Raw genomic sequence first — 23037 nt, 5'->3', positions numbered from 1 at the left:
CCGCATGGCGGATAAACAGGAGACAACATGAGCCGCGAGATTTTGCAGTTGGCCGAAGCCTTGGCCAGTGAGAAGAACGTTGATGCCGAAATCGTATTCGGTGCTTTGGAATTTGCTTTGGGCATCGCCGCCAAGAAAAAGGCCGAGCGCGAGCATATGGACGTGCGCGTGGAGATCGACCGCGATACCGGCAGCTACCAGACTTTCCGCCGGTGGCTGATTGTGGAAGACGAAGCCTATACCTATCCCGAACTGGAAAAAACCATCGAGCAGATTCAGGAAGAAATTCCCGGCATCGACATTGCCGTGGGCGATTACTACGAAGAAGAGTTGCCCAACGAAAGTTTTGGTCGCCAAGCCGCGCAAACTGCCAAACAAATCATCCTGCAGCGCATCCGCGATGCCGAGCGCGAGCAGATTCTGTCCACTTTCCTGGCAAACCGCTCTGATATCGTGGTCGGTACGGTCAAGCGAGTTGAGCGTCAGGGCATTATCGTCGAGCTGGCACCGAAACTTGATGCGCTGCTGCCGCGTCAGGAAATGCTGCCGCGCGAAAACTACCGCAATGGCGATCGCATCCGCGCCCTGTTTTTGCGGGTGGAAGAATTTAACGGCGGTCGCAAACAAGTCATTCTGAGCCGTACGCAGCCTGAATTTCTGCGCCATCTCTTTGAGCAGGAAGTGCCGGAAATCGGCGACGGCCTGCTCGATATCCGCGAAGTGGCGCGCGATCCTGGCCAGCGTGCCAAAATCGCCGTTAAGGCCAACGACCAGCGCATCGATCCGCAGGGCACCTGCATCGGCGTGCGCGGCGCCCGCGTCAATGCCGTTTCCAACGAATTGGGCGGCGAGCGCATCGATATCGTGCTGTGGTCGATGGATACCGCGCAATTTGTGATTAACGCCCTGTCGCCTGCCCAAGTCAGCCGCATCGTGATTAACGAAAGCGACGACGGCCGCGAATCGGTGGACGTAATCGTTGCCGAAGACCAGCTCGCGCTGGCTATCGGCCGCAGCGGCCAGAACGTGCGTTTGGCCGCCGAGCTGACCGGCAAAGAGCTGAACATTATGACCGTGGAAGAGGCCGAAGAGCGCCATGCCGCGGAAGACGCACAAATCCGCGCCCTGTTTGTCGAGCACCTGAATGCCGACGAAGACACCGCCAATATTCTGGTGCAGGAAGGCTTCACTTCCTTGGAAGAAGTGGCTTATGTGCCGGCTGAAGAGTTGCTGGAAATCGAAGGCTTCGATCAGGAAACCGTCGATACCCTGCGCAGCCGTGCCCGCGATGCGATTCTCACGCTGGCCATTGCTTCCGAGGAAAAACTCGACAATATCGCCGAAGATCTGCGCACCTTGGAAGGGGTTGACCAAGACATGCTGCGCGATTTGGCCGATGCCGAAATCACTACCCGCGACGATTTGGCCGAGCTGTCGATTGACGAGCTGATTGAAATCACCGGCATCGAAGAAGAAGAAGCCAAAACCGTCATTATGGCCGCCCGCGCCCACTGGTTTGAAGAAGACAGCGGCAACGGGCAGGCGGAACAACAACAATAAAGGGGGCCGAACACAATGAGTAATACCGTAGAACAATTTGCCGCCGAGCTGAAAAAAAACGTTGCCGATTTGTTGGAGCAGTTGAATAACGCCGGCGTGGCCAAACAGTCCGGCAGCGACAGCATCACAGCAGACGACAAAGCCGCACTGCTGGCTTATCTGCGCCGCACCAACGATACCCAAAGCAGCACCATCCGCGTTGCGCGCACCAAAACCGAAGTGAAAACCATCGGTTCCGTCGAAGTGGCCACCAAGCGCCGCAGCCGCAAGGTGGTGGTGCCGTCCAGCGAGGAGATTCTGGCGCAGGCGCGTGCTGAGCAGGCGCTTCAGGCTGCCGAACCGCAGCCCGATGCCGCCGAAGAAGCCGCCCGCGCCGAAGCACGCGCCAAAGCAGAAGCTGAAGCCGCCCGTCTGAAAGCGGCCGTCGACAGCAAACGCAGCGCCGGCAAAGAGCAAAGCGAAGCGGCTGCTGAAGCAAACGCTGCGCCTGAAACGCCTGCCGAAACCGTTGCCCCCGAGCAGCCTGAAACTGATGTAAGCGAGCCTGCTACTGCCGTGGCAGCCGATAAGCAGCCTGAAAAAACCGCAGCTGCAGGTGACGAAGGCGAAGCCAAAGGCCGCCGCAAGAAAAAGGCCAAGGCTGCCGAAGAGCCGCAGCAGCCGGTTGAAGTCGTCAGCGCTGCCGAAGCAGAGCGCCGTGCCGAAGAAGAGCGCCGTGCCGTCGCCCTGCGTGAGCATCAGGAAAAACTGCAGCGCGAAAAACTCGAACGCGCCGAGCGTCAGGCCCGCCGCGAAGCCGCGAAAAAACAGGCGCAGGAAGAAGCCCGTGCCGCGCAGGCCGGCGCCCAGCGCAGCGCCAAGCCCAGTCAGGAAAAACCTGCTGTGGCCGCGTCTGCCCAAAGCGCTCCGTCTGCCGCCAAACTGGTTTCAGGCAGCCTGAATGATTCCGGCAGCGGCAACAGCCGTAAAAAAGACGAACGTCGCAACAGCCGCGACGACGAAGGCCAAGGCCGCAACGCCAAAGGCAAAGGCGGCAAGGGCGGCCGCGACCGCAACGCCGGCCGCGACGACGAGCGCGTGCGCGGCGGCAAAAAAGGTAAGAAACTCAAACTTGAGCCCAATCAGCACAGCTTCCAAGCACCGACCGAGCCGGTGGTGCACGAAGTGCTGGTGCCCGAAACCATCACCGTGGCCGATTTGGCACACAAAATGGCGGTGAAAGGCGTGGAAGTGGTCAAAGCCCTGATGAAGATGGGCATGATGGTCACCATCAACCAATCGCTCGATCAGGACACCGCGCTGATTGTAGTGGAAGAACTCGGCCACATCGGCAAACCGGCCGCCGCCGACGATCCGGAAGCCTTCTTGGAAGACGGAGCAGTACAGAACGATGCCGAAGCCCTGCCGCGTCCGCCCGTCGTTACCGTGATGGGTCACGTCGACCACGGTAAAACCTCGCTGCTCGACTACATCCGCCGCGCCAAAGTGGTGCAGGGCGAAGCGGGCGGCATCACCCAGCACATCGGCGCCTACCACGTGGACACCCCGCGCGGCGTCGTTACCTTCCTCGATACTCCCGGCCACGAAGCCTTTACCGCCATGCGTGCGCGCGGTGCGAAAGCCACCGACATCGTAATTTTGGTGGTGGCCGCCGACGACGGCGTAATGCCGCAAACCATCGAAGCCATCGCCCACGCCAAAGCGGCGGGCGTGCCGATTGTCGTTGCCGTCAACAAAATCGATAAGGACGCCGCCAATCCCGAGCGCATCCGCCAAGAGCTGACCGCGCACGAAGTGATCGACCAGGCTTGGGGCGGCGACGTGCAGTTTGTCGACGTATCTGCCAAAAAAGGCACCAACATCGACGCCCTGCTCGAAGCCGTGCTGCTCGAAGCCGAAGTGCTCGAACTCAAAGCCCCCGTCGCCGCGCCCGCCAAAGGCATCATCGTCGAAGCGCGTCTGGACAAAGGACGCGGCGCCGTCGCCACGCTGCTGGTGCAGAGCGGTACGCTGAAAAAAGGCGATATGCTCTTGGCCGGTACGGCGTTTGGCAAAATCCGCGCCATGACCGACGAAAACGGCAAAGCCATCAGCGAAGCCGGTCCGTCGATTCCCGTGGAAATCCTCGGTTTGTCTGACGTGCCCAACGCAGGCGAAGATGCCATGGTGTTGGCCGACGAGAAAAAAGCCCGCGAAATCGCCCTGTTCCGCCAAGGCAAATACCGCGACGTGCGTCTGGCCAAACAGCAGGCCGCCAAGCTGGAAAACATGTTCAACAACATGGGCGAAAGCCAGGCGCAATCGCTGTCGGTCATCATCAAAGCCGACGTGCAGGGTTCTTACGAAGCGCTTTCGGGCAGCCTGAAAAAACTGTCCACCGACGAAGTGAAAGTCAACGTGCTGCACAGCGGCGTCGGCGGCATCACCGAATCCGACGTCAATCTGGCAATTGCCTCCGGCGCCTTCATCATCGGCTTCAACGTGCGCGCAGACTCCTCCGCCCGCAAGCTGGCCGAAAACGAAGACGTGGAAATCCGCTACTACAACATCATCTACGACGCCATCGACGATGTAAAAGCCGCCATGAGCGGCATGCTGGCGCCGGAAGAGAAAGAGCAGATTACCGGCACGGTGGAAATCCGCCAGGTCATCAGCGTGTCCAAAGTGGGCAACATCGCCGGCTGTATGGTTACCGATGGCGTGGTCAAACGCGATTCGCACATCCGCCTAATCCGCAACAACGTCGTTATCCACACCGGCGAACTCTCCTCGCTCAAACGCTTCAAAGACGACGTCAAAGAAGTACGCATGGGCTTCGAGTGCGGCCTGATGATCAAGGGCTACAACGAAATCATGGAAGGCGACCAGCTCGAATGCTTCGACATCGTCGAAGTGGCGCGTTCGCTGTAAATAAAGCCAAACAAAAGCAGCCTGAAAACCGGAATAAGGTTTTCAGGCTGCTTTTTTGCGTTTGATTCGGCGTTTGGGAAGCAATTGTTGCAGTTGGTTTTCAGGCTGCCTGAAAACACGTTGCGGGTGGGCGGCACGGATAATCAGACCGAGATTCGTATCAGCCTTTTGTAGAGATGGGAAGCTTTTTCAGGCTGCTTTGGATTCGGATAAAACAAACAGGCAGCCTGAAAAAGTTTCAGGCTGCCTGTTGGGTAGGCCGCGTGCGGGCTTATTGGCAGTATTTGGCGATATCGGAGTCGTAACGCTGAACCAAGTCGCCGCGGGATTTGGAGCTGCGGGCGGCGTTGTCGCGGTTCATGCGCGCCATTTTGCAGTTCTCGGCCTTGGTTTCTTGTTCGCGTTTGGCGTTTTCTTCTTCAATTTTTTTGTTTTGCTCAGTGATTTCCTGATTCAGCTGCGCCTGGCGCTCGGCCAGGGTTTGCGGTGCGGCGGCCGGTTTGGTGGGCGGAATCACGGTGTTGGTGCGCACGTTGAGTACGTTGGTACGACCCATCAGCATGTTGCGGGGCGTGTCGGCGTAGGAGTTGCCGCTTTTTCCTTTCCAGTAGAACACTTCGTTGTCGGCGGCGGTGCCGGCGGCGGATACGGCCAGAAGTACGGCGGCGGCGAGCAGTTTTTTCATCATGATAATGTTTCCCTTTGCTGTTTTCAGTAGGATGCAGATAATTCGGGATTGTACTGGGTTGTGCCGTGCCTGTCATGGGAAACCCTTTTCAGGCTGCCTTTAGCGGGGCAAATATGCTACAATCACGTGCATTTTAAGCAAAACCGCCAAAGGTAGATAAAATGCGTATCGTAGAAAAAGCCTACACTTTTGATGATGTTCTTCTGGTGCCGGCACACTCTCAAGTTCTTCCCCGCGATGTCTCGCTCAAAACTCCCCTTACCCGCGAAATTACTTTGAATCTGCCGCTGCTCTCTGCGGCGATGGATACCGTTACCGAAGCGCGTCTGGCCATTTCGATGGCGCAGGAAGGCGGCATCGGCATCATCCATAAAAACATGACGATCGAACAGCAGGCGCTGGCGGTGCGCAAAGTGAAGCGCCACGAAAGCGGCGTGGTTAAAGATCCGGTAACTGTGGCGCCCGATATGCTGATCGGCGATTTGCTGGCGATGCGCGCCGAGCGCAAACGCAAAATGTCCGGCCTGCCGGTGGTGAAAGACGGCAAAGTGGTCGGCTTGGTTACCAACCGTGATTTGCGGTTTGAAACCCGATTTGACCAGCCGGTTTCCGCGATTATGACTGTTCGTGCCGATTTGGTTACCGTGCCGGAAGGCATCGGCATCGACGAAGCGCGCGAGCTGATGCACCGCCACAAGGTTGAGCGCGTGCTGGTGCTGAACGAGCGCGACGAGTTGCGTGGTCTGATTACCGTGAAAGACATCATTAAAAACACCGAATTTCCCAATGCCAATAAAGACAGCGAAGGCCGCTTGCGCGTCGGCGCAGCCGTCGGCACCGGCGGCGAAACCGAAGAGCGCGTGCGCGCGCTGGTAGAAGCGGGTGTGGACGTGATTGTCGTCGATACCGCCCACGGCCACAGCCAGGGCGTGATCGACCGCGTGCGCTGGGTCAAACAGAATTTCCCGCAGGTTCAGGTAATCGGCGGCAACATCGCCACCGCCGCCGCCGCGCTTGATTTGGCCAAAGCCGGTGCCGACGCGGTGAAAGTGGGCATCGGCCCGGGTTCGATCTGCACCACCCGCATCGTCGCCGGTGTCGGCGTGCCGCAGCTGACTGCGGTGCACAATGTGTCCGAAGCGCTCAAAGGCACCGGTATTTCAGTAATTGCCGACGGCGGCATCCGTTTTTCCGGCGACATTGCCAAAGCGCTGGCGGCCGGCGCCCATTGCGTGATGCTCGGCGGCATGTTTGCCGGTACCGAAGAAGCCCCGGGCGAAATCGAGCTCTATCAAGGCCGCTCGTACAAATCCTATCGCGGCATGGGTTCGCTCGGTGCCATGAGCCAGGGTTCGAGCGACCGCTATTTCCAAGACAAACAGGAAAGCGCCGACAAATACGTTCCCGAAGGCATCGAAGGCCGCGTGCCTTATAAAGGGCCGATTGTGCAGATTATCCACCAGCTCGTCGGCGGCCTGCGCTCCAGCATGGGCTATCTCGGCTGCGCCAGCATTGCCGAAATGCACGAAAAAGCCCAGTTCGTCGAAATCACTTCGGCAGGCATGAGCGAATCGCATGTTCACGACGTGCAGATTACCAAAGAAGCGCCGAACTACCAGCTGCGTTAAGCGGTTGGGCATCGTCTAAAAGCAGCCTGAAAACTTTTCAGGCTGCTTTTTCGTTTGGTTTTTGCATTCAGGCAGCCTGAAAGGGCATATCGTATAGAAGCGATTGCTCCTAAGCGCGCTTGCGCAAGCTGTTAGAATGCCCCGCGGTATCGGTTGCCGGCCAAACGGCAGACCGAACCGCCCAAACCGGCGCGGCAGAATTTTTCAGGCTGCCTGAAACGCCGCACATCACGATTATTATCCGACGGAGTAGAAACCATGTACCTGAATCCCAGTTTGAAAAGCATATTGGCTGCCGTAGCGCTCAGCTTCGGGCTAGCCGCCTGCGACGGACAAGGCGGCAAATCGGCCAGCCAACCGCAGCAGGCTGCCGGCGGCGACACGCTGGCCACCATCCGTGCCAACGACAAAATCCGCATCGGCGTTTTCGGCGACAAGCCGCCCTTCGGCTATGTGGACGCCAACGGCCAAAACCAGGGCTTTGATGTCGAAATCGCCAAAGAAATGGCCACCGATCTGCTCGGCAGTCCCGACAAGGTTGAATTCGTGCTGACCGAAGCGGCCAACCGCGTCGAATACCTGAAATCCGGCAAAGTGGATTTGATTCTCGCCAACTTCACGCAAACGCCCGAGCGCTCGGAAGTGGTTGATTTTGCCAGCCCGTATATGAAAGTGGCGCTCGGCGTGGTGTCGCCGGAAAAAGCGAAAATCACCGATGTCGCGCAGTTGAAAGACAAAACACTGCTGGTAAACAAAGGTACGACTGCCGATGCGTTCTTCAGCAAAAACCATCCTGAAGTCAAACTGCTGAAATACGACCAAAATACCGAAACTTTCGACGCGCTGAAAGACGGCCGCGGCGTGGCGCTGGCGCACGACAATGCGCTGCTGTGGGCATGGGCGAAAGAAAACCCCGGCTTTGAAGTGGCCATCGGCAACATCGGCCCGGCCGAGAACATCGCCCCCGCGGTACGCAAAGGCGATAAAGCGCTGCTGGACTGGGTGAACCAAGAAGTGGCAGAATTGAAGAAAAACGGCAAGCTCAAAGCGGCCTACGAGAAAACCCTGAAGCCGGTTTACGGCGACAAGGTCAAACCCGAAGAGCTGCTGGCGGAATAAACGTCCCGCCTTCGGCCTCAAGGCAGCCTGAAAACCGTTTTCAGGCTGCCTATTTTGTTTTCCAACGCTTGAAACCGCAGCATCCAACCTTTATATAGGCGTGCATATGAAATTCACCAATCCGTTCAAAAAAGGCAAAACCATGACCGAACAAAACCAGAATCCCGAAACTGTCGAAACCGCCGAGCAGCAGGCTGCCGAACTCAGCCATGAAGAGCTGCAGGCGCGCGTGGCCGAATTGGAAGGCATGCTGAAAGACGAACAGCTGCGGGGCTTGGCCAACGAGCAAAATCTGCGCCGCCGCCATCAGGAAGAGCTGCAGGCCGCGCATAAATTCGCTGCCCAGCGCTTTGCCGCCGAAATGCTGACGGTTAAAGATTATCTGGAAATGGCTTTGCTCGATCAGAGCGGTAATTTCGATGCTTTGAAAATGGGTGTGAGCATGACTTTGAACGAGCTGAACAAGGCGTTTGAAGCTACCAATATTCAGGAAATCCAAGTAGCGGCAGGCGACAAACTCGACCCGCACCGCCATCAGGCGATGCAGGAAGTGCCGAGCGAACAGGAAGCCGGCACCGTGGTCGGCGTGCTGAAAAAAGGTTATGCGATGAACGACCGCGTACTGCGCCCGACTTTGGTTACCGTGGCCAAAGCGGCCGCGGGAGCGGAGCAGTAGGGTGGTTGCCCAAAAACATTTTCAGGCTGCCTTTTTCGTTTCAGGCAGCCTGAAAAAACCAAACAGCCGAATGCGCTTGGGCATTCGGCTGTTGTTTTTTGCGTGGAAAGCCTGCTTACTTATTGGGCAGCCTGTTCTTCGCTTTGTTGGTACATGGCTTCAAAGTTTACCGGAGCCAGCAGAACCGGCGGGAAACCGGCGCGGCTGATGGTGGAAGAAACCACTTCGCGGGCGTAAGGGTAGAGAATATTCGGGCAGGCTACGCCGAGCAGCAGTTTGATGTCGTCTTCCGGAATGTTGGATAGACGGAAGATGCCGGATTGGGTAACTTCGTTCAGGAAAACCACGCGGCCGTCGGAGAGTTTGGCGGTAACGGTGGCGGTTACGCTGCACTCGTAGAAGCCGTCTTCAACCGGTTTGCTGTCGGTGCTGATGCGCAGATCTACTTCGGGCGTTTCCTGTTCCAAAAAGATTTGCGGTGCGTGCGGCACTTCCAAAGACAAATCTTTTACATACAGTTTTTCAATGGTAAAAACCGATTGTTGTTGCTCTTGGTCTTGTTCGCTCATAAGTCTCTTTCTTTCAAAAATTGGGCTGTTGGCAACAGCGCGGGAGGGAAAAGCGGCATCGGTATTTCCGAGACGGAAAACTGTCGGACATCCGGTTGAACGCGGGCAGATTCTAACATTATTGCCGGCGCTTGGCAGCAAAATAAAAACCGGACTCCTTTGGGAGTCCGGCCGTTTAATCGCGCTTGGAAACGGATTATTGTACTTCGCGGGTAATCAGAGAGCGGATGCGTACGTCTACGCGGCGATCCGGCTCGATACATGCGATAAGGGCAGAGCGTTTTTTCGCTTTGGATACTTTTTTGCCCAGTTTCGCAACTTCGGCTTGGCAGCTCTCGGTCATGCGGGCTTGGCTTTCGCCCAGACCAACTGCAGACACTTTGCCGGCAGGTACGCCGTGGCTGGTCAGGTAGTTGGCCACAACATTAGCACGGCGCTCAGACAGAGCTTGGTTGTACTGCTCGGTACCCATGAAGTCGGTGTTGCCTTCTACGCGTACGGATTCTACGCGGGTGTCAGACAGGCGTTGAACCAGGTTGTCCAGAGTTTGAACGGCTTCAGTGCGCAGAGTGTCTTTGTCAAAGCCGAACAGGAAGTTGCTGGACAGGTTAACCACTTCCTCTTTGTATTGCGGTTCGGGTTGCGGTTCGGGTTGGGGCGGAGCTTCGGGCTGACGGTCGCCACATTCAACCAGGCCGTTTTCGGCTTTGTTCAGGAAGCTGTTTTCCCAGCATTCGTTGTAGCTGTTGCGAACCACTTCGCCTGATTCTTGGCTGGTGGTGTAACCGTAGGCGTTTTGTTCGTGAGCCATAGCGCCTGAAGAAGCCAGCAGGGCAACGATCATTGCGCTTAATTTCAACTGTTTAGTCATTGTTATTCCCTCATCAAAAATGATTTGTGGGGCGGAGGATACAGAACTTCCGCCTAGTATAGGAGGTCTGAGTGCCGTGTTGGCGGCGCTTTGCAAACCTGAATTTAACCGCGTCTACTATAAGAACCTGCATGCGTTCTGTCAATAGAAATGCGGTTTGCCAAAGGGGTTTGGCTGACTTTAATAATGCACAACTGGCTGTTCTTTGTCATATATTTTATGGTGCCGCGGTGGGTTTTGCGGCAAATTGCGTTGCAATAATGCAACAGAAAAGCAGGCGAATTCGAGTTTTTGATTTATTGCGGTGCGCATGCTACATTTGCGCGCTTTATTTACATTTTTGCCAAAATTCAAACCACTATGAAATTACAGCAATTGCGCTATGCGGTGGAGGTTTTCCGCCGCAATCTGAACGTTTCGGAAGCGGCCGAGGCGCTGTTTACTTCCCAGCCCGGTGTGTCCAAGCAGATACGGCTTTTGGAGGAGGAGCTGGGCACGCAGATTTTTATCCGCAGCGGCAAGCGCATTGTATCGGTTACCCAGCCGGGGCAGGCGATTTTGGAAACTGCCGAGCAGATTTTGCGCGAAGTTCAAAACATTAAAAACATCAGCGGCGAATTCACCGGTACGCGCAGCGGCAGCCTGACTTTGGCGGCCAGCGGCACATTGGCGCGTTTCAGGCTGCCTGAAACCGTTGCCCGCTTTACCGCGGATTATCCCGACGTTCATTTAAACATCAAATGCGGCAGTCCGCAGGAAGTGGCCGATATGGTGTACCGCGGCGAAGCCGATTTGGCGCTTTCCGGCGATTTGCCCGACTTGCCGGCCGATGTCGGCAGCCTGCCGTGCGGGCAATGGCATTATGCAGTGTTTGTGCCGCCGTCGCACCGTTTGGCCACGCTGCCTGAAATCACGCTGCGCGATTTGGCCGACGAGCCGCTGCTGGCTTACGGGTTCAGCTTTGACGCCGGTACCGTGCTGGCGCGCGCCTTTGGCCGTGGTCGGGTGGCGGATTATCGCGTGGCGCTGGCGGCGGACGATGACGATTTGCTGAAAACCTATGTCCGTCTCGGTTTGGGCGTCGGCCTGCTCAACCGCGATGCCCACGACGATGCTGATGCCGGTATTGTGATGCGCGACGCCGGCCGCCTGTTCGAGCCGGTGCCGGTGCAGATTCTGCTGCGCGGCGACGCCCTGATCCGCAACTACGTTTACGATTTCATCGCCATGCTGGATGCCGGCCTGACCCGCGATCGCGTCAACCAGCTGCTTTACACTCCCGCCCAAGAAGACTTTTCCATCTGATGATGAACGAGCTGCTGCACCGCATTTCCCGTTTGCCGCCTTTCGGATTCGCCGCCTTTGTTTGGCGGCGTTTTCAAAAAGTGCGGCTGATGCAGGTCGCGTCCAGTCTGACCTTTACCACGCTGCTGGCGCTGGTGCCCCTGCTGACCGTTACGTTGGTGGTGCTGACCGCGCTGCCCGACTTCAGCGGTTTTCAGGCTGCCTTAAACGGTTTTATCACCAGCCTTATCGTTCCCAGCGGCGCAGCGGCGGTGGCCGACTATCTGCAGGGTTTTCGCGAGCAGGCCGGGCAGCTTACCGCCGTGGGCGTGGCGTTTATGGCGTTTTCGTCGCTGCTGCTGGTGCAGACCATCGACGAAACCTTCAACCGCATCTGGAACATCCAAAAGCCGCGCCCGCTGCTGATCGCCCTGCCGATTTATGTGCTGCTGCTGACTTTCGGGCCGGTGCTGGTTGCCGTGAGTTTGTCGGCATCGGCGTATGTGTTCAGTCCCGAATATCTCGATGCCCATCTGCCGTGGCTGGCAGGCAGCCTGAAACAGCTCGGCGCATCCCAGATCCCCGGCCGCTTTTTGCTCGACACGCTGACCCTGTGGCTGCTCTACCGTGTGGTGCCCAACTGCCTGGTTCCCGCCGCCAACGCCCTGATCGGCGCCGCGCTCACTGCCGCGCTGCTGGAAGCCGCCAAATGGGGCTTTGCTTTTTATATCGCCAATTTCAACAGCTACCGGCTGATTTACGGCGCGTTTTCAGTGGTGCCGGTGTTTTTGGTGTGGCTGCATCTGTTGTGGCTGATTGTGCTGTTCGGCGCTCTGATTACCGCCTGCCTGCCCTACTGCCGCCGCCGCGCCTATCTCAAGGCCGACGGCGCGCAGGTTTTGTTTGACGACGCCGTTTACGTGCTGCTGGTGCTGTGGCGCGCGCAAGAGCAGGGCGGTTTGCGCCAACGCGATTTCAGGCTGTATATCGCCATCGGCTACGACGCGCTGGCCAATCTGCTGGACGCCTTAAAACGCCTGGGCTACATTAAAACCGTCCGCGGCCGCTGGCAGCTGAAGCCCGATGCCGGCGAAATCATGCTCGACAGGCTGTTTGCCCAGTTTGTGTACGACCCCAAACACCATCCCGACGGCCGCATCGCCGCCGAAATGGCCGGCCTGCTCGAACCCGCTATCCGCGCCCTGAATATCAGCCTGCGCGAATGGGGTGAGCGCAATCCGCCGCAATAAACTGCCGGCGAACCAGTTTTCAGGCAGCCTGAAACGGCTGCCACCCGTTTGTTCACCCCCAACCATAAAGGAAGTGCTATGAAACCCGTTTTATACCGTCCGCTTGCTGCGTTTACCCTGCTGGCGCTTGCCGCCTGCGGCAACCAGCGCGCCCCCGAATCCCAAGTTGCCGAAGTATCCGGCGTGCCGGCCGAAGCGATGGACAGAGCGGAAGTGATGTACAAAGCCGAACCCTCAAGCGCCAGCAGCAAACGCTCGGGCGGCGTAACCCTGTATGGCCAAATCATGCCCTTCGCCATGATGGTCAACCAACGCAGCCGCACCGCCGCCGAAGCCCGCCCCCTGCGCACCGACACCGAACGCTACCAAAAGCAGCCTGAAAACCCCGTCAAAGCCGTTGCCCAAGAGCCCGTTTCCACCTTCAGCATCGACGTCGATACCGGCAGTTACGCCAACGTGCGCCGCTTTCTCAACAACGGCCGCCTGCCGCCCAAAGACGCCGTGCGCATCGAAGAAATCGTCAACTACTTCCCCTATTCCTACCCCTTGCCGCAAGACGGCCGCCCTTTCGCCGTCCACACCCAAACCGTCGATTCCCCGTGGCAGCCTGAAGCCAAACTCGTCAAAATCGGCATCCAGGCGCAGGACACCGCCAAGAAAAACCTGCCGCCTGCCAACCTTGTCTTTTTGGTGGACGTCTCCGGCAGCATGAATTCGCCCGACAAACTGCCGCTGGTGAAAAAAGCCCTGCGCCTGCTCACCCAGCAGCTTCGAGCGCAGGACAAAGTTACCATCATCACCTACGCATCCGGCGAAAAACTCGTGCTGCCGCCCACTTCCGGCAAAGACAAAGACACCATCCTACGCGCCGTCAACAGCCTGGAAGCCGGCGGCGCAACATCGGGCGAGCGCGCCCTACGCATGGCCTATGACGAAGCGCAAAAAGCCTTCGTTAAAAACGGCATCAACCGCATCCTGCTAGCCACCGACGGCGACTTCAACGTCGGCGTTGCCGACACCGAAACCCTCAAATCCATGGTCGCCGAAAAACGCAAAAGCGGCATCTCGCTCAGTACCCTCGGTTTCGGTACCGACAACTACAACGAAGAGATGATGGAACAAATCGCCGACGCGGGCGACGGCAACTACAGCTACATCGACAGCGAAAAAGAAGCGAAAAAAGTGCTGCAACACCAGCTCACTTCCACCCTCGCCACCGTTGCCCAAGACGTCAAAATCCAAGTCGAATTCAACCCCGCCACCGTTAAAGAATACCGCCTGGTCGGCTACACCAACCGCACCCTACGCAACGAAGACTTCAACAACGACAAAGTCGATGCCGGCGACATCGGCTCCGGCCACAGCGTCACCGCCCTTTACGAAATCATCCCGCAGGGCAAAACCGGCTGGCTGGACAGCTCCCGCTACCAAAAAGCCCCCACCGCAGACGGCAGCAAAAACGAATACGCCTACGTCAAAGTGCGCTACAAACTGCCCGGCCAAAGCGCGAGCAAACTCATCGAACAGCCCGTACCCGCCCGCAGCATTCCGCTGGCGCAGGCCGACGCCGACACCCGTCTCGCCCTCGCTGCCGCCTCCTACGCCCAACAACTGCGCGGCGGCGAATACAACGGCAAGCTCGACTGGAGTGCCATCGAAAAAATGGCCGCCGCCACCCGCGCCAAAGATCCCTACGGCTTCATCGCCGAGTTCCAAGAACTCATCGGCATCGCCAAAAGCCTGAGCAGCAAGCAGCCTGAAAAACAGGGCGAGTAACGCGGCCAAAGGCAGCCTGAAAAACGGAAAACCGGTTTTCAGGCTGCCTGTCCTTTCAGACGACCTCAAAGTACCCGCACTCTCTTACCGCCTGCGCGGGAATGACGGCGCTTATAATCGGTTACAATCGTTTTTCAGGCTGCCCGAAACCGTTTCATGCGTCCTTAAAAGCAGCCTGAAACCCATCCCCAACAACGGAGCCATTCCATCCATGAAGAAAATCCTAAGCGCAGTTTTTGTTTTGACCTTTTCTCTCGCAGCGACAGCCGGTGGCGGACAGCCGCAGCCAACGGTTCAGGGGCTGCTGCGTACCGTTTTGCAAGAGTGTGACGGCGCAACCGATGCCGCGCAGTTGACGCCCGGCTGCCGCGCCGCGATTGCCGAATACAAAGCGCGGATACCTGCCGAAACCGCCAAAATCAGGCAAATGGATCTGGCGCAGATCGACCGCGCGCAGCCTGTGTACTGCGGCGGCGACCCTTGGGGCACCAGCCCGCTGTGCCGCGAGCTGATCTGGCGTTACCAAACGCTCGAAGAAGCCGAAGTGGGCAGCCTGCTGAAGGACAAAACCCGTCTGCGGCGCGAATACCAGGCCTGCACCGACAAAATCCTGCCACTGCGCGCCCAAGCCGAAGCCGCGCGAAAGCGTTATTTCGAACAAGGGGAAAAAGATGCGGATCAGCAGGAATGGTTTGCCCGCAGCGATCAAGCCCGGCAAATCGCCGCCACCTATCCCTGCCGCGAAGTGAAAAAAGCCCGCCAGCATGCGGGCGGCAGCGAAAATGCCGGCAGCGAATGGTAGAGTCTTGCCAAGCTGCCGGTAAAAAAGCAGCCTGAAAAGCCTTCAGGCTGCTTTTTCTGTTGCCAAACTGCTGCGGCGCGCCGGCTTTTTGCATGCGGCGGCGCATGGCGTGGGCGGGGCGCGGTTATAATGCGCCGTCTGTTTTTTCCGTCGGATTCCGTCTGCCCAAGCCCTTATGAATACCAACGACCGCAACCAACAGTACCTGCTCGAGTGCCTGCTCAAAAGCCGCCTGCCTACCGGCGGCATGGCGTTTACCGGGCTGTGGAAAATCCGCCCCGACTTCACGCCGGTGAGCCTGACGCTGCTCTCGTCGCTGCTGCGCCATATCCACCAGAACGCCGGCACCGATTACGACACGCTGGCGCAAAGTCACGAGGGGCGCAATTTTCTGCGGACGGTTGCCGCCTATCTGGCCGAATATGTAGCGCGCCACAGCGGCGCGTCTTATTCGTGGGACGAAGAGGGCGGGGCGCGTTTCGGCCGCTGGACGTTCCGGCCGTTGGCGATGGTCAAGGCGCGGCTGGAGGGCGACGAGCGTCCGGTAGCGCTGGACGGGGCGCTGTGGCAGGCTTTCCGCATGAGCGACGATGCCGACTGCGGGCGGATGTCTGCTTTTGCGCTGGAATGTTACGCCCAGCGCCGCAACCTGCCGGGCGGCCTGGCCTATGGCGAAGATCTGGCGGCGCTGGAACTGCCGGGCGGCGAAGGCAGCCTGAAAAATATCGACGAATTGGTTATCCTGATCCGCGAGCGCGAAAACATCGGCGAAGACAATTACACCCGGCATTTCAGCGGCGTGGAAGCCGGCAATTTTCTCTATCTGCTGGCGTTTTTCACCGTCCGTGCTTTGGGCGAAACGCAGAATGCGGCGCCCGAATGGTTCAACCGCAGCCAGCTGGCGCGCATGGGCGGGCGCCGCATCCGCGCCGAAGGTTTGGAAGACAGCATGTTCGCCCGCATCGCCCGCCGGCCGGTGCCGGTGTTCCACCTGCTGCGCGACGCCTTCTGCGGCGGCCTGTCGCTGGCCGATTGGGCGCAGCACGGTTTTCAGGCTGCCCAGCCGGCAGCGGCGGGCGAAATCGTGCCGGACAATCCCAACCAGCTTGCCCGCCGGCTGATCGACATCGTGCTCGAAGGCGCGCCGCGCGACGGCAGCCGTTTGCCCGAGCCGGCCTATCTGGACGCGCTGCGCAGCGTGGTGCGCCCCGATTATTCGCTGCGCAGCCTGGTGCAGCTCGACAAACTGCTGGCGGAAATCCATGCCGGCGGGCCGGATATGGACGAATTTCTGGCGCGGCCGGACAACCAGGCTTTCGTGTATTTTTGCGCCTGCTATCTGGCGCGCACCGCTGCAGAGCTGTCGGCCAATACGCTGAAACTTTTAACCTACCAAGAAGCGCAGGCGCAGCTTCCCGAGCTGCCGCCCGAGTGGTACACCCGCCTGTGCGCGCAAATCGGCAGCGGCGTGTTTTTCCCGCTCGGCCGCATTATCGAGCAGCTGTTTTATCCCGCATCGTCCGCCGGCTGCGTGAATTTCGCCAAAGAGCTGCAGCGTAACCACCGCGGCACGGTCAGTATCCGCACCGCGCTGGCCGAGCCTTCCGAAGCCGTACTGCCCGACTTGTGGCGCAAACCGCTGCTGCAGGCCGGCTTTGCCGCCGCTTTCGCCCTGCACGAACGCCTGCCGCTTGCCGGCGCAGGCAGCCTGAAACTGCTGACGCCCGCGCTGTTTACCCCCGCCGGCATCCAATGGCGCATGAGTAGGCTGTCTGCCGGCAGCGTGCAAGAGAGCGTGCAAAATGGCTATCGGCAGCTGCAGGACAATCCGCAGCAGCTGCCGCATCAGGTTTTGAGCTTTGAAGGCCATGCCAACCTGCCGCGCGGCCGCTTCCATGCGGTGATGGTCGAAGTGCGCAGCTACCGCGGCCGCACGCTGAATTTAAGCGCGGTGGTGCCGTTTATCGCCGACGAAAACGGCCGCCCGTTTATCGGCAGCCTGGCCGTGAGCAGCACCGATTTCCGCACACCCGGCGAAGCCGCCGCCGCCGCCGACGTAATCTACAAAGGCATGGACGACTTCCAAGCCCCCGAATTGGGCAAACGCTGGTGGCGCGGCTTTTACCGCAAGAATCTGTGAAACGCCCTTGTCCGGTAGTTTGGCAACAATAAAAGCAGCCTGAAAAGCGGAAAAACCGTTTTCAGGCTGCTTTTTTCAGGCTGCCTTGGGCGTTTGGGATGGCTTGAATTGGTGCACGGCTTTGCCGCACGGTGGCGACGGACGGGCGGCGGACGGTGTTTGCTGTGCCGTCCGCTAGAAAAGCAGCCTGAAAACCGTCGTGGGGTTTTCAGGCTGCTTTTGTTGTGTTGTGAGAAAGAGCTTAGCGGCGGCTGTGCCGGATAAAGTCGATTTCGGCTTTGGCTTTGTCGTCGTTGGGGTTGAGTTTCAGCGCTTCGTTGTAGAAGCCGAGGGCTTTGTCCCATTGTTTGCGCTCGACGGCGATATAGCCCAAGCCGCGCAGGGCGAAGCCTTGGTAGCCGATGGCATCGGCGGGGTTGGCGGACATTTTGCCGTATTCGCGCATTTTGTTCAGGTCGACTTCGGCGGCGGCGAAGTCTTTGCGGTGCATGGAGATTTGGGCGCGCTCGCCCAGGGCGCGGGGGGTGTAGGGGGAAATGGCCAGTACGCGGTCGAGATCGGCGCGGGCGCGGTCAAGTTGGCCAAGTTCGATCAGGGCATAGGCGCGGGCGTACAGCGGGGCGATCCAGTCGGTGGAAACGACAACGGCAGACTGCTTGCGCTTGGCGGCTTCCAGCAGGGAGGCAATCACGAAGTTGCGGTCGTCGGCGGCATAGACGCGGTTTTGGGTATCGCGCTTGAGCGTGGCTTCGGCTTCGGCGACCAGTTTGTCGAGCTGCGGCAGGGCTTGGGCAGCCTGCCCGCGTTGCAGCAGCGCCATGGCGGCTTCCACCCGGCGGCGCATATCATCGGGCATGTGGTTGGGGACGGGGCTTTCCGCCTGCGCAGGCGCGTTTGATGTGGCTTGGGGCGCAGACTTGGGTGCGGCATAGACGGCGGGGACGCAAACGGCTGCTGCCAGCAGCAGGGCGGTGAGACGAGGATACATGGCTTTCCTTTAACGTTGCTTGGTTGATGGAGACAAAAAGCAGCCTGAAAACGGATTTGCTGCTTTCAGGCTGCTTTTCGGGCTTTCAGGCTGCCTATTTCATGCCGGGGAAAATCCCCTTCATGCCTTTGGCCATTTTCATCAGCTTCATCATGTTGCGGCCGCTGAACATTTTCATCATCTGCTGCGATTGCTCAAACTGCTTGAGCATTTTGTTCACTTCCTGCACGGTGGTGCCGGCGCCGGCGGCGATGCGCTTTTTGCGGCTGGCTTTGAGCAGGGCGGGATTGGCGCGCTCTTTGGGTGTCATTGAATTGATGATGGCTTCAACGTGTCCCATCGCTTTTTCCGCCGTGCCTTCGGGAATCTGCTTGGACATCTGGCCCAGCTCGCCGGGCATTTTCGAGAGCAGGTTTTCCAGTCCGCCCATATTGCGCATCTGTTGGATTTGCGCTTTGAAGTCGTTGAGATCGAAGCCTTTGCCGCGATGCAGTTTTTTCGCCATTTCGGCGGCGGTTTCTTCGTCGATGCCTTTTTGAACGTCTTCGATTAAAGTCATCACGTCGCCCATGCCGAGTATGCGGCTGGCGATGCGGTCGGGATGGAAGGGCTCAAGGCCGCTGATTTTCTCGCCGATACCGATAAACTTAATCGGCTTGCCGGTAATCTGGCGCACGGAAAGCGCTGCGCCGCCGCGCGAATCGCCGTCCATTTTGGTCAGCACCACGCCGGTGAGCGGCAGGGCTTCGTTAAACGCCTGGGCGGTATTGACGGCATCCTGGCCGAGCATGGCATCGACCACAAACAAGGTCTCAACGGGATTGACGGCGGCATGGATGGCCTGGATTTCGTCCATCATTTCCTGATCGATGGCCAGGCGGCCGGCGGTATCGACCATCAGCACGTCGTAAAAATGCTTTTTAGCGTAGTCCTGCGCGGCAAGGGCGATTTCAACGGGCTTTTGCGAAGTGTCGGACGGAAAAAAGTCGGCCTTGACCTGCTCGGACAGCAGGCGCAGCTGCTCGATGGCGGCAGGGCGGTAAACGTCGGCGGAAACCAGCAGGATTTTCTTTTTCTTGTCCTGCTCGTTGATCAAACGGGCAAGCTTGCCGACGGTGGTGGTTTTGCCCGCACCCTGCAAGCCGGCCATCAAAACCACGGCCGGCGGCTGGCTGCTGAGGTTCAGGGCACTGTTTTCTTTGCCCATCAGCTCGACCAATGCTTCGTTCACAATGCCGAAAAAGGCTTGGTCGGGCGTGAGATGGTCGGCAATTTCGCTGCCGAGGGCGCGTTCTTTTACTTGGTTGACGAAGTCTTTGACAATCGGCAGCGCTACGTCCGCTTCCAACAGCGCCAGCCGCACTTCGCGCAGGGCGTCTTTGATATTGTCTTCGCTCAGGTGCGTTTGGCCGCGGATGTTTTTGAAAATCTTGCCAAAGCGTTGGGTAAGGTTGTCTAACATATATGGATTCCTTGATTTCCAGGTTTTCAGGCTGCCTTTCAAAGCGTAAGGCAGCCTGAAAACGAAACGACGCATTCTAGCATATCCGACACCGCGCCCGCGGAGCTGCAGGTGTCGGCGGTATGCCGAAAAATGCCGCTTGGTTTGTAATTGTTGTTGAAGATTTTGCCGTATCTGTAGTATCATCGCCGACTTGGCATTCTGTGCCAAGTGTTTGTTTTTATCTAATTGATTGGCCAATCGCAGCCAATCCCTTGTTAATAAGGAAAAATCATGACTTTAGGTCTGGTTGGACGCAAGGTGGGCATGACCCGCGTGTTTACCGAGCAGGGTGTATCCGTGCCGGTAACCGTGCTGGAACTCTCTCCGAATCGCGTTACACAGGTAAAATCCAAAGATACCGACGGCTATGCGGCTGTTCAGGTTACCTTTGGTCAGAAAAAAGCCAACCATGTAAACAAAGCTGCTGCAGGACATTTTGCGAAAGCAGGTGTTGAAGCCGGCCGCGGTTTGCTGGAATTTGCTTTGACTGAAGAAAAACTGGCCGAAGTGAAAGTGGGTGACGAAATTGCCGTTTCCATTTTCGAAGCCGGCCAGTTGGTTGATGTAACCGGCACCTCTAAAGGTAAAGGTTTCTCAGGTACCATCAAGCGCCACAACTTTGGTGCGCAACGCACCTCTCACGGTAACTCCCGTTCCCACCGCGTTCCCGGTTCTATCGGTATGGCGCAGGATCCGGGTCGTGTGTTCCCTGGTAAGCGCATGGCAGGCCAATACGGCAATACCAAATCTACCGTTCAGAATTTGGAAGTTGTCCGCGTGGATGCCGAGCGTAATCTGCTGCTGGTAAAAGGTGCTGTTCCCGGTGCGGTTAACAGCGATGTGGTTGTGCGTCCCAGCGTGAAAGTAGGTGCATAATGGAATTGAAAGTAATCGACGCAAAAGGCCAGGTTTCAGGCAGCCATGCGGCTTCCGATGTTCTGTTTGCCCGCGAATACAATGAATCACTGGTTCACCAGCTGATCGTTGCCTATTTGGCAAATGCCCGCTCCGGCAATCGCGCGCAGCTGACCCGTGCTGAAGTAAAACACTCCACCAAAAAACCCTGGCGCCAAAAAGGTACCGGTCGTGCCCGCTCCGGTATGACTTCTTCTCCGTTGTGGCGCAGTGGTGGTCGTGCGTTCCCGAATAAACCCGATGAAAACTTCACTCAGAAAGTGAACCGCAAAATGTATCGTGCCGGTATGGCCACCATTTTGTCTCAGTTGGTTCGCGACGAGCGTTTGTATGTAATCGACGAGTTGTCTGCAGCTACTCCCAAAACCAAAGCCTTTGCCGAGCAGGTAAAAAATCTTGGTTTGGAACAGGTACTGTTTGTAACCAAGCAATTGGACGAAAACGTCTACCTGTCTTCACGCAACCTGCCGAATGTGCTGGTTTTGGAAGCTCAGCAGGTTGATCCGTACAGCTTGCTTCGTTACAAAAAAGTAGTCATCACTAAAGAAGCTGTTGCACAGCTTGAGGAGCAATGGGTATGAATCAACAACGTTTGATGAATGTAATTCTGGCTCCGGTTGTTTCCGAAAAAAGCAATCTGCTGGCTGAAAAACGCAACCAAATGACTTTTAAAGTTTTGCGTGATGCAACTAAGCCTGAAATTAAGGCTGCTGTTGAATTGCTGTTTGGTGTTGAAGTGGCTTCTGTTACTACCGTAACCACCAAAGGCAAAGTTAAGCGTTTTGGCCGAACTCTGGGTCGCCGCAGCGATGTGAAAAAAGCTTACGTGAACTTGGCTGCCGGACAGGAGCTGAATCTGGATGCAGCCGCTGCAGCTGCTGATAAGGAGTAATGTAATGGCTATTGTAAAAATGAAGCCTACTTCTGCAGGTCGTCGCGGCATGGTTCGCGTGGTTGCAGAAGGTCTGCACAAAGGCGCGCCTTATGCTCCTTTGGTGGAAAAAAAGAATTCGACAGCCGGTCGCAACAATAACGGTCATATCACAACCCGTCATAAAGGTGGCGGTCACAAGCATCATTATCGCGTTGTTGATTTTAAACGTGATAAAGACGGCATTCCTGCCAAAGTGGAAAGAATTGAGTACGATCCTAACCGTACTGCGTTTATTGCGCTGCTTTGCTATGCTGATGGCGAGCGTCGCTATATTATTGCCCCGCGTGGTGTTCAGGCCGGTGCTGTTTTGCTATCTGGTTCTGAAGCAGCCATTAAAGTTGGCAATACTCTGCCCATCCGCAATATTCCGGTTGGTACTACCATTCACTGTATTGAGATGAAGCCGGGTAAAGGTGCTCAGATTGCTCGCTCTGCCGGTGCTTCTGCTGTCCTGCTGGCTAAAGAAGGTATTTACGCCCAAGTACGCTTGCGCTCTGGTGAAGTTCGTAAAATCCATATTGATTGCCGAGCAACTGTTGGCGAAGTGGGTAATGAAGAGCAAAGTCTGCGAAAAATTGGTAAGGCTGGCGCCAATCGTTGGCGCGGTATTCGTCCTACCGTTCGTGGTGTGGTAATGAACCCTGTTGATCACCCGCATGGTGGTGGTGAGGGTCGTACTGGCGAAGCTCGTGAACCCGTTAGCCCATGGGGAACTCCTGCTAAAGGCTATCGCACTCGCAATAACAAACGCACGGATAATATGATTGTTCGTCGCCGCTACTCCAATAAAGGCTAATTGATATGGCTCGTTCATTAAAAAAAGGTCCGTATGTGGATCTCCATCTGCTGAAAAAAGTAGATGCTGCTCGTGCAAATAACGACAAACGCCCGATTAAAACTTGGTCGCGTCGTTCTACAATTCTCCCCGATTTTATCGGCTTGACTATTGCTGTTCATAATGGCCGTACTCACGTGCCAGTGTTTATCAGCGATAATATGGTTGGTCATAAATTGGGTGAGTTTTCTCTGACTCGTACTTTTAAAGGTCACTTGGCCGATAAAAAGGCTAAGAAGAAATAAGGTGGATCATGAGAGTAAATGCACAGCATAAAAATGCCCGTATTTCTGCGCAAAAAGCGCGATTGGTTGCTGATTTGATTCGTGGTAAAACAGTATCTCAAGCTTTAAACATCTTGGCATTCAGTCCTAAAAAAGGTGCTCTTTTGCTTAAGAAAGTTCTGGATTCTGCTATTGCGAATGCAGAGCATAATGAAGGTGCTGATATCGACGACTTGAAAGTTGTAACTGTGTTTGTTGATAAGGGTCCTAGTCTCAAACGGTTTCAGGCTCGCGCCAAAGGTCGAGGAAACCGGATTGAAAAGCAAACCTGCCATATCAATCTGACAGTCGGTAACTAAGGAAT

The 23037-nt window shown here is 57.0% G+C and carries 21 protein-coding genes; 16 read left to right on the top strand and 5 right to left on the bottom strand.

Going from position 1 to position 23037, the window contains the following annotated elements; all coding sequences use genetic code 11:
* The first annotated feature begins 27 nt into the window (after window positions 1-27).
* Both nusA and infB read left to right on the top strand, forming a co-directional pair.
* A complete protein-coding gene (gene nusA, locus MB824_RS04820; RefSeq protein ID WP_238746427.1) occupies window positions 28-1560 on the top strand; it encodes a transcription termination factor NusA in 1533 nt (510 codons plus the stop codon).
* A gap of 15 nt (window positions 1561-1575) precedes the next feature.
* Window positions 1576-4470: a translation initiation factor IF-2 gene (gene infB / locus MB824_RS04815; protein ID WP_238746425.1), complete on the top strand. Its 2895-nt coding sequence runs from the start codon at window positions 1576-1578 to the stop codon at window positions 4468-4470.
* Window positions 4471-4741: 271 nt separating this feature from the next.
* On the opposite strand, the gene MB824_RS04810 is transcribed toward infB, so the two are convergent.
* Complete coding sequence (locus tag MB824_RS04810) at window positions 4742-5158, bottom strand: hypothetical protein (protein WP_238746423.1); 417 nt, start codon at window positions 5156-5158, stop codon at window positions 4742-4744.
* 161 nt (window positions 5159-5319) lie between these two features.
* Here MB824_RS04810 and guaB point away from each other — a divergent pair, with 161 nt between their 5' ends.
* The 3 genes from guaB to grpE all read left to right on the top strand — a co-directional run bounded on the left by guaB (window position 5320) and on the right by grpE (window position 8581).
* A complete protein-coding gene (guaB, locus tag MB824_RS04805; protein ID WP_238746421.1) occupies window positions 5320-6786 on the top strand; it encodes an IMP dehydrogenase in 1467 nt (488 codons plus the stop codon).
* 258 nt (window positions 6787-7044) lie between these two features.
* Window positions 7045-7905: a cysteine ABC transporter substrate-binding protein gene (locus MB824_RS04800; protein ID WP_238746419.1), complete on the top strand. Its 861-nt coding sequence runs from the start codon at window positions 7045-7047 to the stop codon at window positions 7903-7905.
* A 142-nt stretch (window positions 7906-8047) separates the two neighbouring features.
* Entirely contained in the window at window positions 8048-8581 is a 534-nt protein-coding gene (gene grpE, locus MB824_RS04795) for a nucleotide exchange factor GrpE (RefSeq protein WP_238746493.1), read from the top strand.
* Between the two features lie 119 nt (window positions 8582-8700).
* Here the strand turns inward: grpE and secB are convergent, their stop codons facing one another.
* On the bottom strand, window positions 8701-9150 hold the full coding sequence (gene secB / locus MB824_RS04790; RefSeq protein WP_238746418.1) for a protein-export chaperone SecB: 450 nt from the start codon (window positions 9148-9150) through the stop codon (window positions 8701-8703).
* Between the two features lie 196 nt (window positions 9151-9346).
* The gene (locus MB824_RS04785; protein WP_238746417.1) at window positions 9347-10021 is read right to left on the bottom strand and encodes an OmpA family protein; all 675 of its coding nucleotides are present in this window, start codon (window positions 10019-10021) and stop codon (window positions 9347-9349) included.
* A gap of 360 nt (window positions 10022-10381) precedes the next feature.
* Between MB824_RS04785 and MB824_RS04780 the strand changes: the two genes are divergently transcribed.
* From MB824_RS04780 to MB824_RS04760, 5 genes are all read left to right on the top strand, one after another.
* Window positions 10382-11326 (top strand): LysR substrate-binding domain-containing protein, encoded by a 945-nt coding sequence (locus MB824_RS04780; RefSeq protein WP_238746416.1) that lies wholly within the window; start codon window positions 10382-10384, stop codon window positions 11324-11326.
* Entirely contained in the window at window positions 11326-12555 is a 1230-nt protein-coding gene (locus tag MB824_RS04775) for a YihY family inner membrane protein (protein ID WP_238746415.1), read from the top strand. The genes MB824_RS04780 and MB824_RS04775 overlap by 1 nt, the downstream gene beginning before the upstream one ends.
* Before the next feature lie 78 nt (window positions 12556-12633).
* On the top strand, window positions 12634-14331 hold the full coding sequence (locus MB824_RS04770; protein WP_407659224.1) for a vWA domain-containing protein: 1698 nt from the start codon (window positions 12634-12636) through the stop codon (window positions 14329-14331).
* A gap of 241 nt (window positions 14332-14572) precedes the next feature.
* Window positions 14573-15133 carry a hypothetical protein gene (locus MB824_RS04765; protein ID WP_238746414.1) on the top strand — a complete coding sequence of 187 codons (561 nt, stop codon included), beginning with the start codon at window positions 14573-14575 and terminating at the stop codon, window positions 15131-15133.
* Between the two features lie 175 nt (window positions 15134-15308).
* Window positions 15309-17273, top strand: a complete 1965-nt coding sequence (locus tag MB824_RS04760; protein WP_238746413.1) for a hypothetical protein — start codon at window positions 15309-15311, stop codon at window positions 17271-17273.
* Between the two features lie 241 nt (window positions 17274-17514).
* Here MB824_RS04760 and MB824_RS04755 read toward each other — a convergent pair whose 3' ends face one another.
* Both MB824_RS04755 and ffh read right to left on the bottom strand, forming a co-directional pair.
* Complete coding sequence (locus MB824_RS04755) at window positions 17515-18261, bottom strand: tetratricopeptide repeat protein (protein WP_238746411.1); 747 nt, start codon at window positions 18259-18261, stop codon at window positions 17515-17517.
* Window positions 18262-18355: 94 nt separating this feature from the next.
* The gene (gene ffh, locus MB824_RS04750) at window positions 18356-19723 is read right to left on the bottom strand and encodes a signal recognition particle protein (RefSeq protein ID WP_238746409.1); all 1368 of its coding nucleotides are present in this window, start codon (window positions 19721-19723) and stop codon (window positions 18356-18358) included.
* A 273-nt stretch (window positions 19724-19996) separates the two neighbouring features.
* Here ffh and rplC point away from each other — a divergent pair, with 273 nt between their 5' ends.
* The 6 genes from rplC to rplV are packed head-to-tail and all read left to right on the top strand — an operon-like array spanning window position 19997 to window position 23032.
* On the top strand, window positions 19997-20641 hold the full coding sequence (gene rplC / locus MB824_RS04745; protein ID WP_238746407.1) for a 50S ribosomal protein L3: 645 nt from the start codon (window positions 19997-19999) through the stop codon (window positions 20639-20641).
* A complete protein-coding gene (gene rplD, locus MB824_RS04740; protein ID WP_238746405.1) occupies window positions 20641-21261 on the top strand; it encodes a 50S ribosomal protein L4 in 621 nt (206 codons plus the stop codon). The genes rplC and rplD overlap by 1 nt, the downstream gene beginning before the upstream one ends.
* On the top strand, window positions 21258-21572 hold the full coding sequence (rplW, locus tag MB824_RS04735; protein ID WP_238746402.1) for a 50S ribosomal protein L23: 315 nt from the start codon (window positions 21258-21260) through the stop codon (window positions 21570-21572). Before rplD ends, rplW begins: the two co-directional genes overlap by 4 nt.
* A gap of 4 nt (window positions 21573-21576) precedes the next feature.
* Window positions 21577-22410 carry a 50S ribosomal protein L2 gene (gene rplB / locus MB824_RS04730; protein ID WP_238746400.1) on the top strand — a complete coding sequence of 278 codons (834 nt, stop codon included), beginning with the start codon at window positions 21577-21579 and terminating at the stop codon, window positions 22408-22410.
* 5 nt (window positions 22411-22415) lie between these two features.
* Window positions 22416-22694, top strand: coding sequence for a 30S ribosomal protein S19 (gene rpsS / locus MB824_RS04725; protein WP_009119027.1), 279 nt, complete (start codon window positions 22416-22418; stop codon window positions 22692-22694).
* Window positions 22695-22702: 8 nt separating this feature from the next.
* On the top strand, window positions 22703-23032 hold the full coding sequence (gene rplV, locus MB824_RS04720) for a 50S ribosomal protein L22 (RefSeq protein ID WP_238746398.1): 330 nt from the start codon (window positions 22703-22705) through the stop codon (window positions 23030-23032).
* The last annotated feature ends 5 nt before the right edge of the window (window positions 23033-23037 follow it).

The sequence above is a fragment of the Kingella pumchi genome, assembly GCF_022288825.1.
In the GTDB taxonomy this organism is placed as follows: Bacteria; Pseudomonadota; Gammaproteobacteria; order Burkholderiales; family Neisseriaceae; genus Kingella_D; species Kingella_D pumchi.
The sequence above is the reverse complement of the archived record's forward strand: the minus strand, read 5'-3'. Positions and strand labels throughout refer to the sequence as shown.

What these genes read in the sequence shown, in the direction of transcription:
- nusA (WP_238746427.1), top strand. Translation starts at nt 28, where the DNA reads ATGAGCCGCGAGATTTTGCAGTTGGCCGAAGCCTTGGCCAGTGAGAAG.
- MB824_RS04800 (WP_238746419.1), top strand. Translation starts at nt 7,045, where the DNA reads ATGTACCTGAATCCCAGTTTGAAAAGCATATTGGCTGCCGTAGCGCTC.
- MB824_RS04780 (WP_238746416.1), top strand. Translation starts at nt 10,382, where the DNA reads ATGAAATTACAGCAATTGCGCTATGCGGTGGAGGTTTTCCGCCGCAAT.
- grpE (WP_238746493.1), top strand. Translation starts at nt 8,048, where the DNA reads ATGACCGAACAAAACCAGAATCCCGAAACTGTCGAAACCGCCGAGCAG.
- MB824_RS04760 (WP_238746413.1), top strand. Translation starts at nt 15,309, where the DNA reads ATGAATACCAACGACCGCAACCAACAGTACCTGCTCGAGTGCCTGCTC.
- rplC (WP_238746407.1), top strand. Translation starts at nt 19,997, where the DNA reads ATGACTTTAGGTCTGGTTGGACGCAAGGTGGGCATGACCCGCGTGTTT.
- rpsS (WP_009119027.1), top strand. Translation starts at nt 22,416, where the DNA reads ATGGCTCGTTCATTAAAAAAAGGTCCGTATGTGGATCTCCATCTGCTG.
- rplW (WP_238746402.1), top strand. Translation starts at nt 21,258, where the DNA reads ATGAATCAACAACGTTTGATGAATGTAATTCTGGCTCCGGTTGTTTCC.
- MB824_RS04755 (WP_238746411.1), bottom strand. Translation starts at nt 18,261, where the DNA reads ATGTATCCTCGTCTCACCGCCCTGCTGCTGGCAGCAGCCGTTTGCGTC.
- guaB (WP_238746421.1), top strand. Translation starts at nt 5,320, where the DNA reads ATGCGTATCGTAGAAAAAGCCTACACTTTTGATGATGTTCTTCTGGTG.
- rplB (WP_238746400.1), top strand. Translation starts at nt 21,577, where the DNA reads ATGGCTATTGTAAAAATGAAGCCTACTTCTGCAGGTCGTCGCGGCATG.
- MB824_RS04770 (WP_407659224.1), top strand. Translation starts at nt 12,634, where the DNA reads ATGAAACCCGTTTTATACCGTCCGCTTGCTGCGTTTACCCTGCTGGCG.
- rplV (WP_238746398.1), top strand. Translation starts at nt 22,703, where the DNA reads ATGAGAGTAAATGCACAGCATAAAAATGCCCGTATTTCTGCGCAAAAA.
- MB824_RS04775 (WP_238746415.1), top strand. Translation starts at nt 11,326, where the DNA reads ATGATGAACGAGCTGCTGCACCGCATTTCCCGTTTGCCGCCTTTCGGA.
- MB824_RS04785 (WP_238746417.1), bottom strand. Translation starts at nt 10,021, where the DNA reads ATGACTAAACAGTTGAAATTAAGCGCAATGATCGTTGCCCTGCTGGCT.
- ffh (WP_238746409.1), bottom strand. Translation starts at nt 19,723, where the DNA reads ATGTTAGACAACCTTACCCAACGCTTTGGCAAGATTTTCAAAAACATC.
- secB (WP_238746418.1), bottom strand. Translation starts at nt 9,150, where the DNA reads ATGAGCGAACAAGACCAAGAGCAACAACAATCGGTTTTTACCATTGAA.
- rplD (WP_238746405.1), top strand. Translation starts at nt 20,641, where the DNA reads ATGGAATTGAAAGTAATCGACGCAAAAGGCCAGGTTTCAGGCAGCCAT.
- infB (WP_238746425.1), top strand. Translation starts at nt 1,576, where the DNA reads ATGAGTAATACCGTAGAACAATTTGCCGCCGAGCTGAAAAAAAACGTT.
- MB824_RS04810 (WP_238746423.1), bottom strand. Translation starts at nt 5,158, where the DNA reads ATGATGAAAAAACTGCTCGCCGCCGCCGTACTTCTGGCCGTATCCGCC.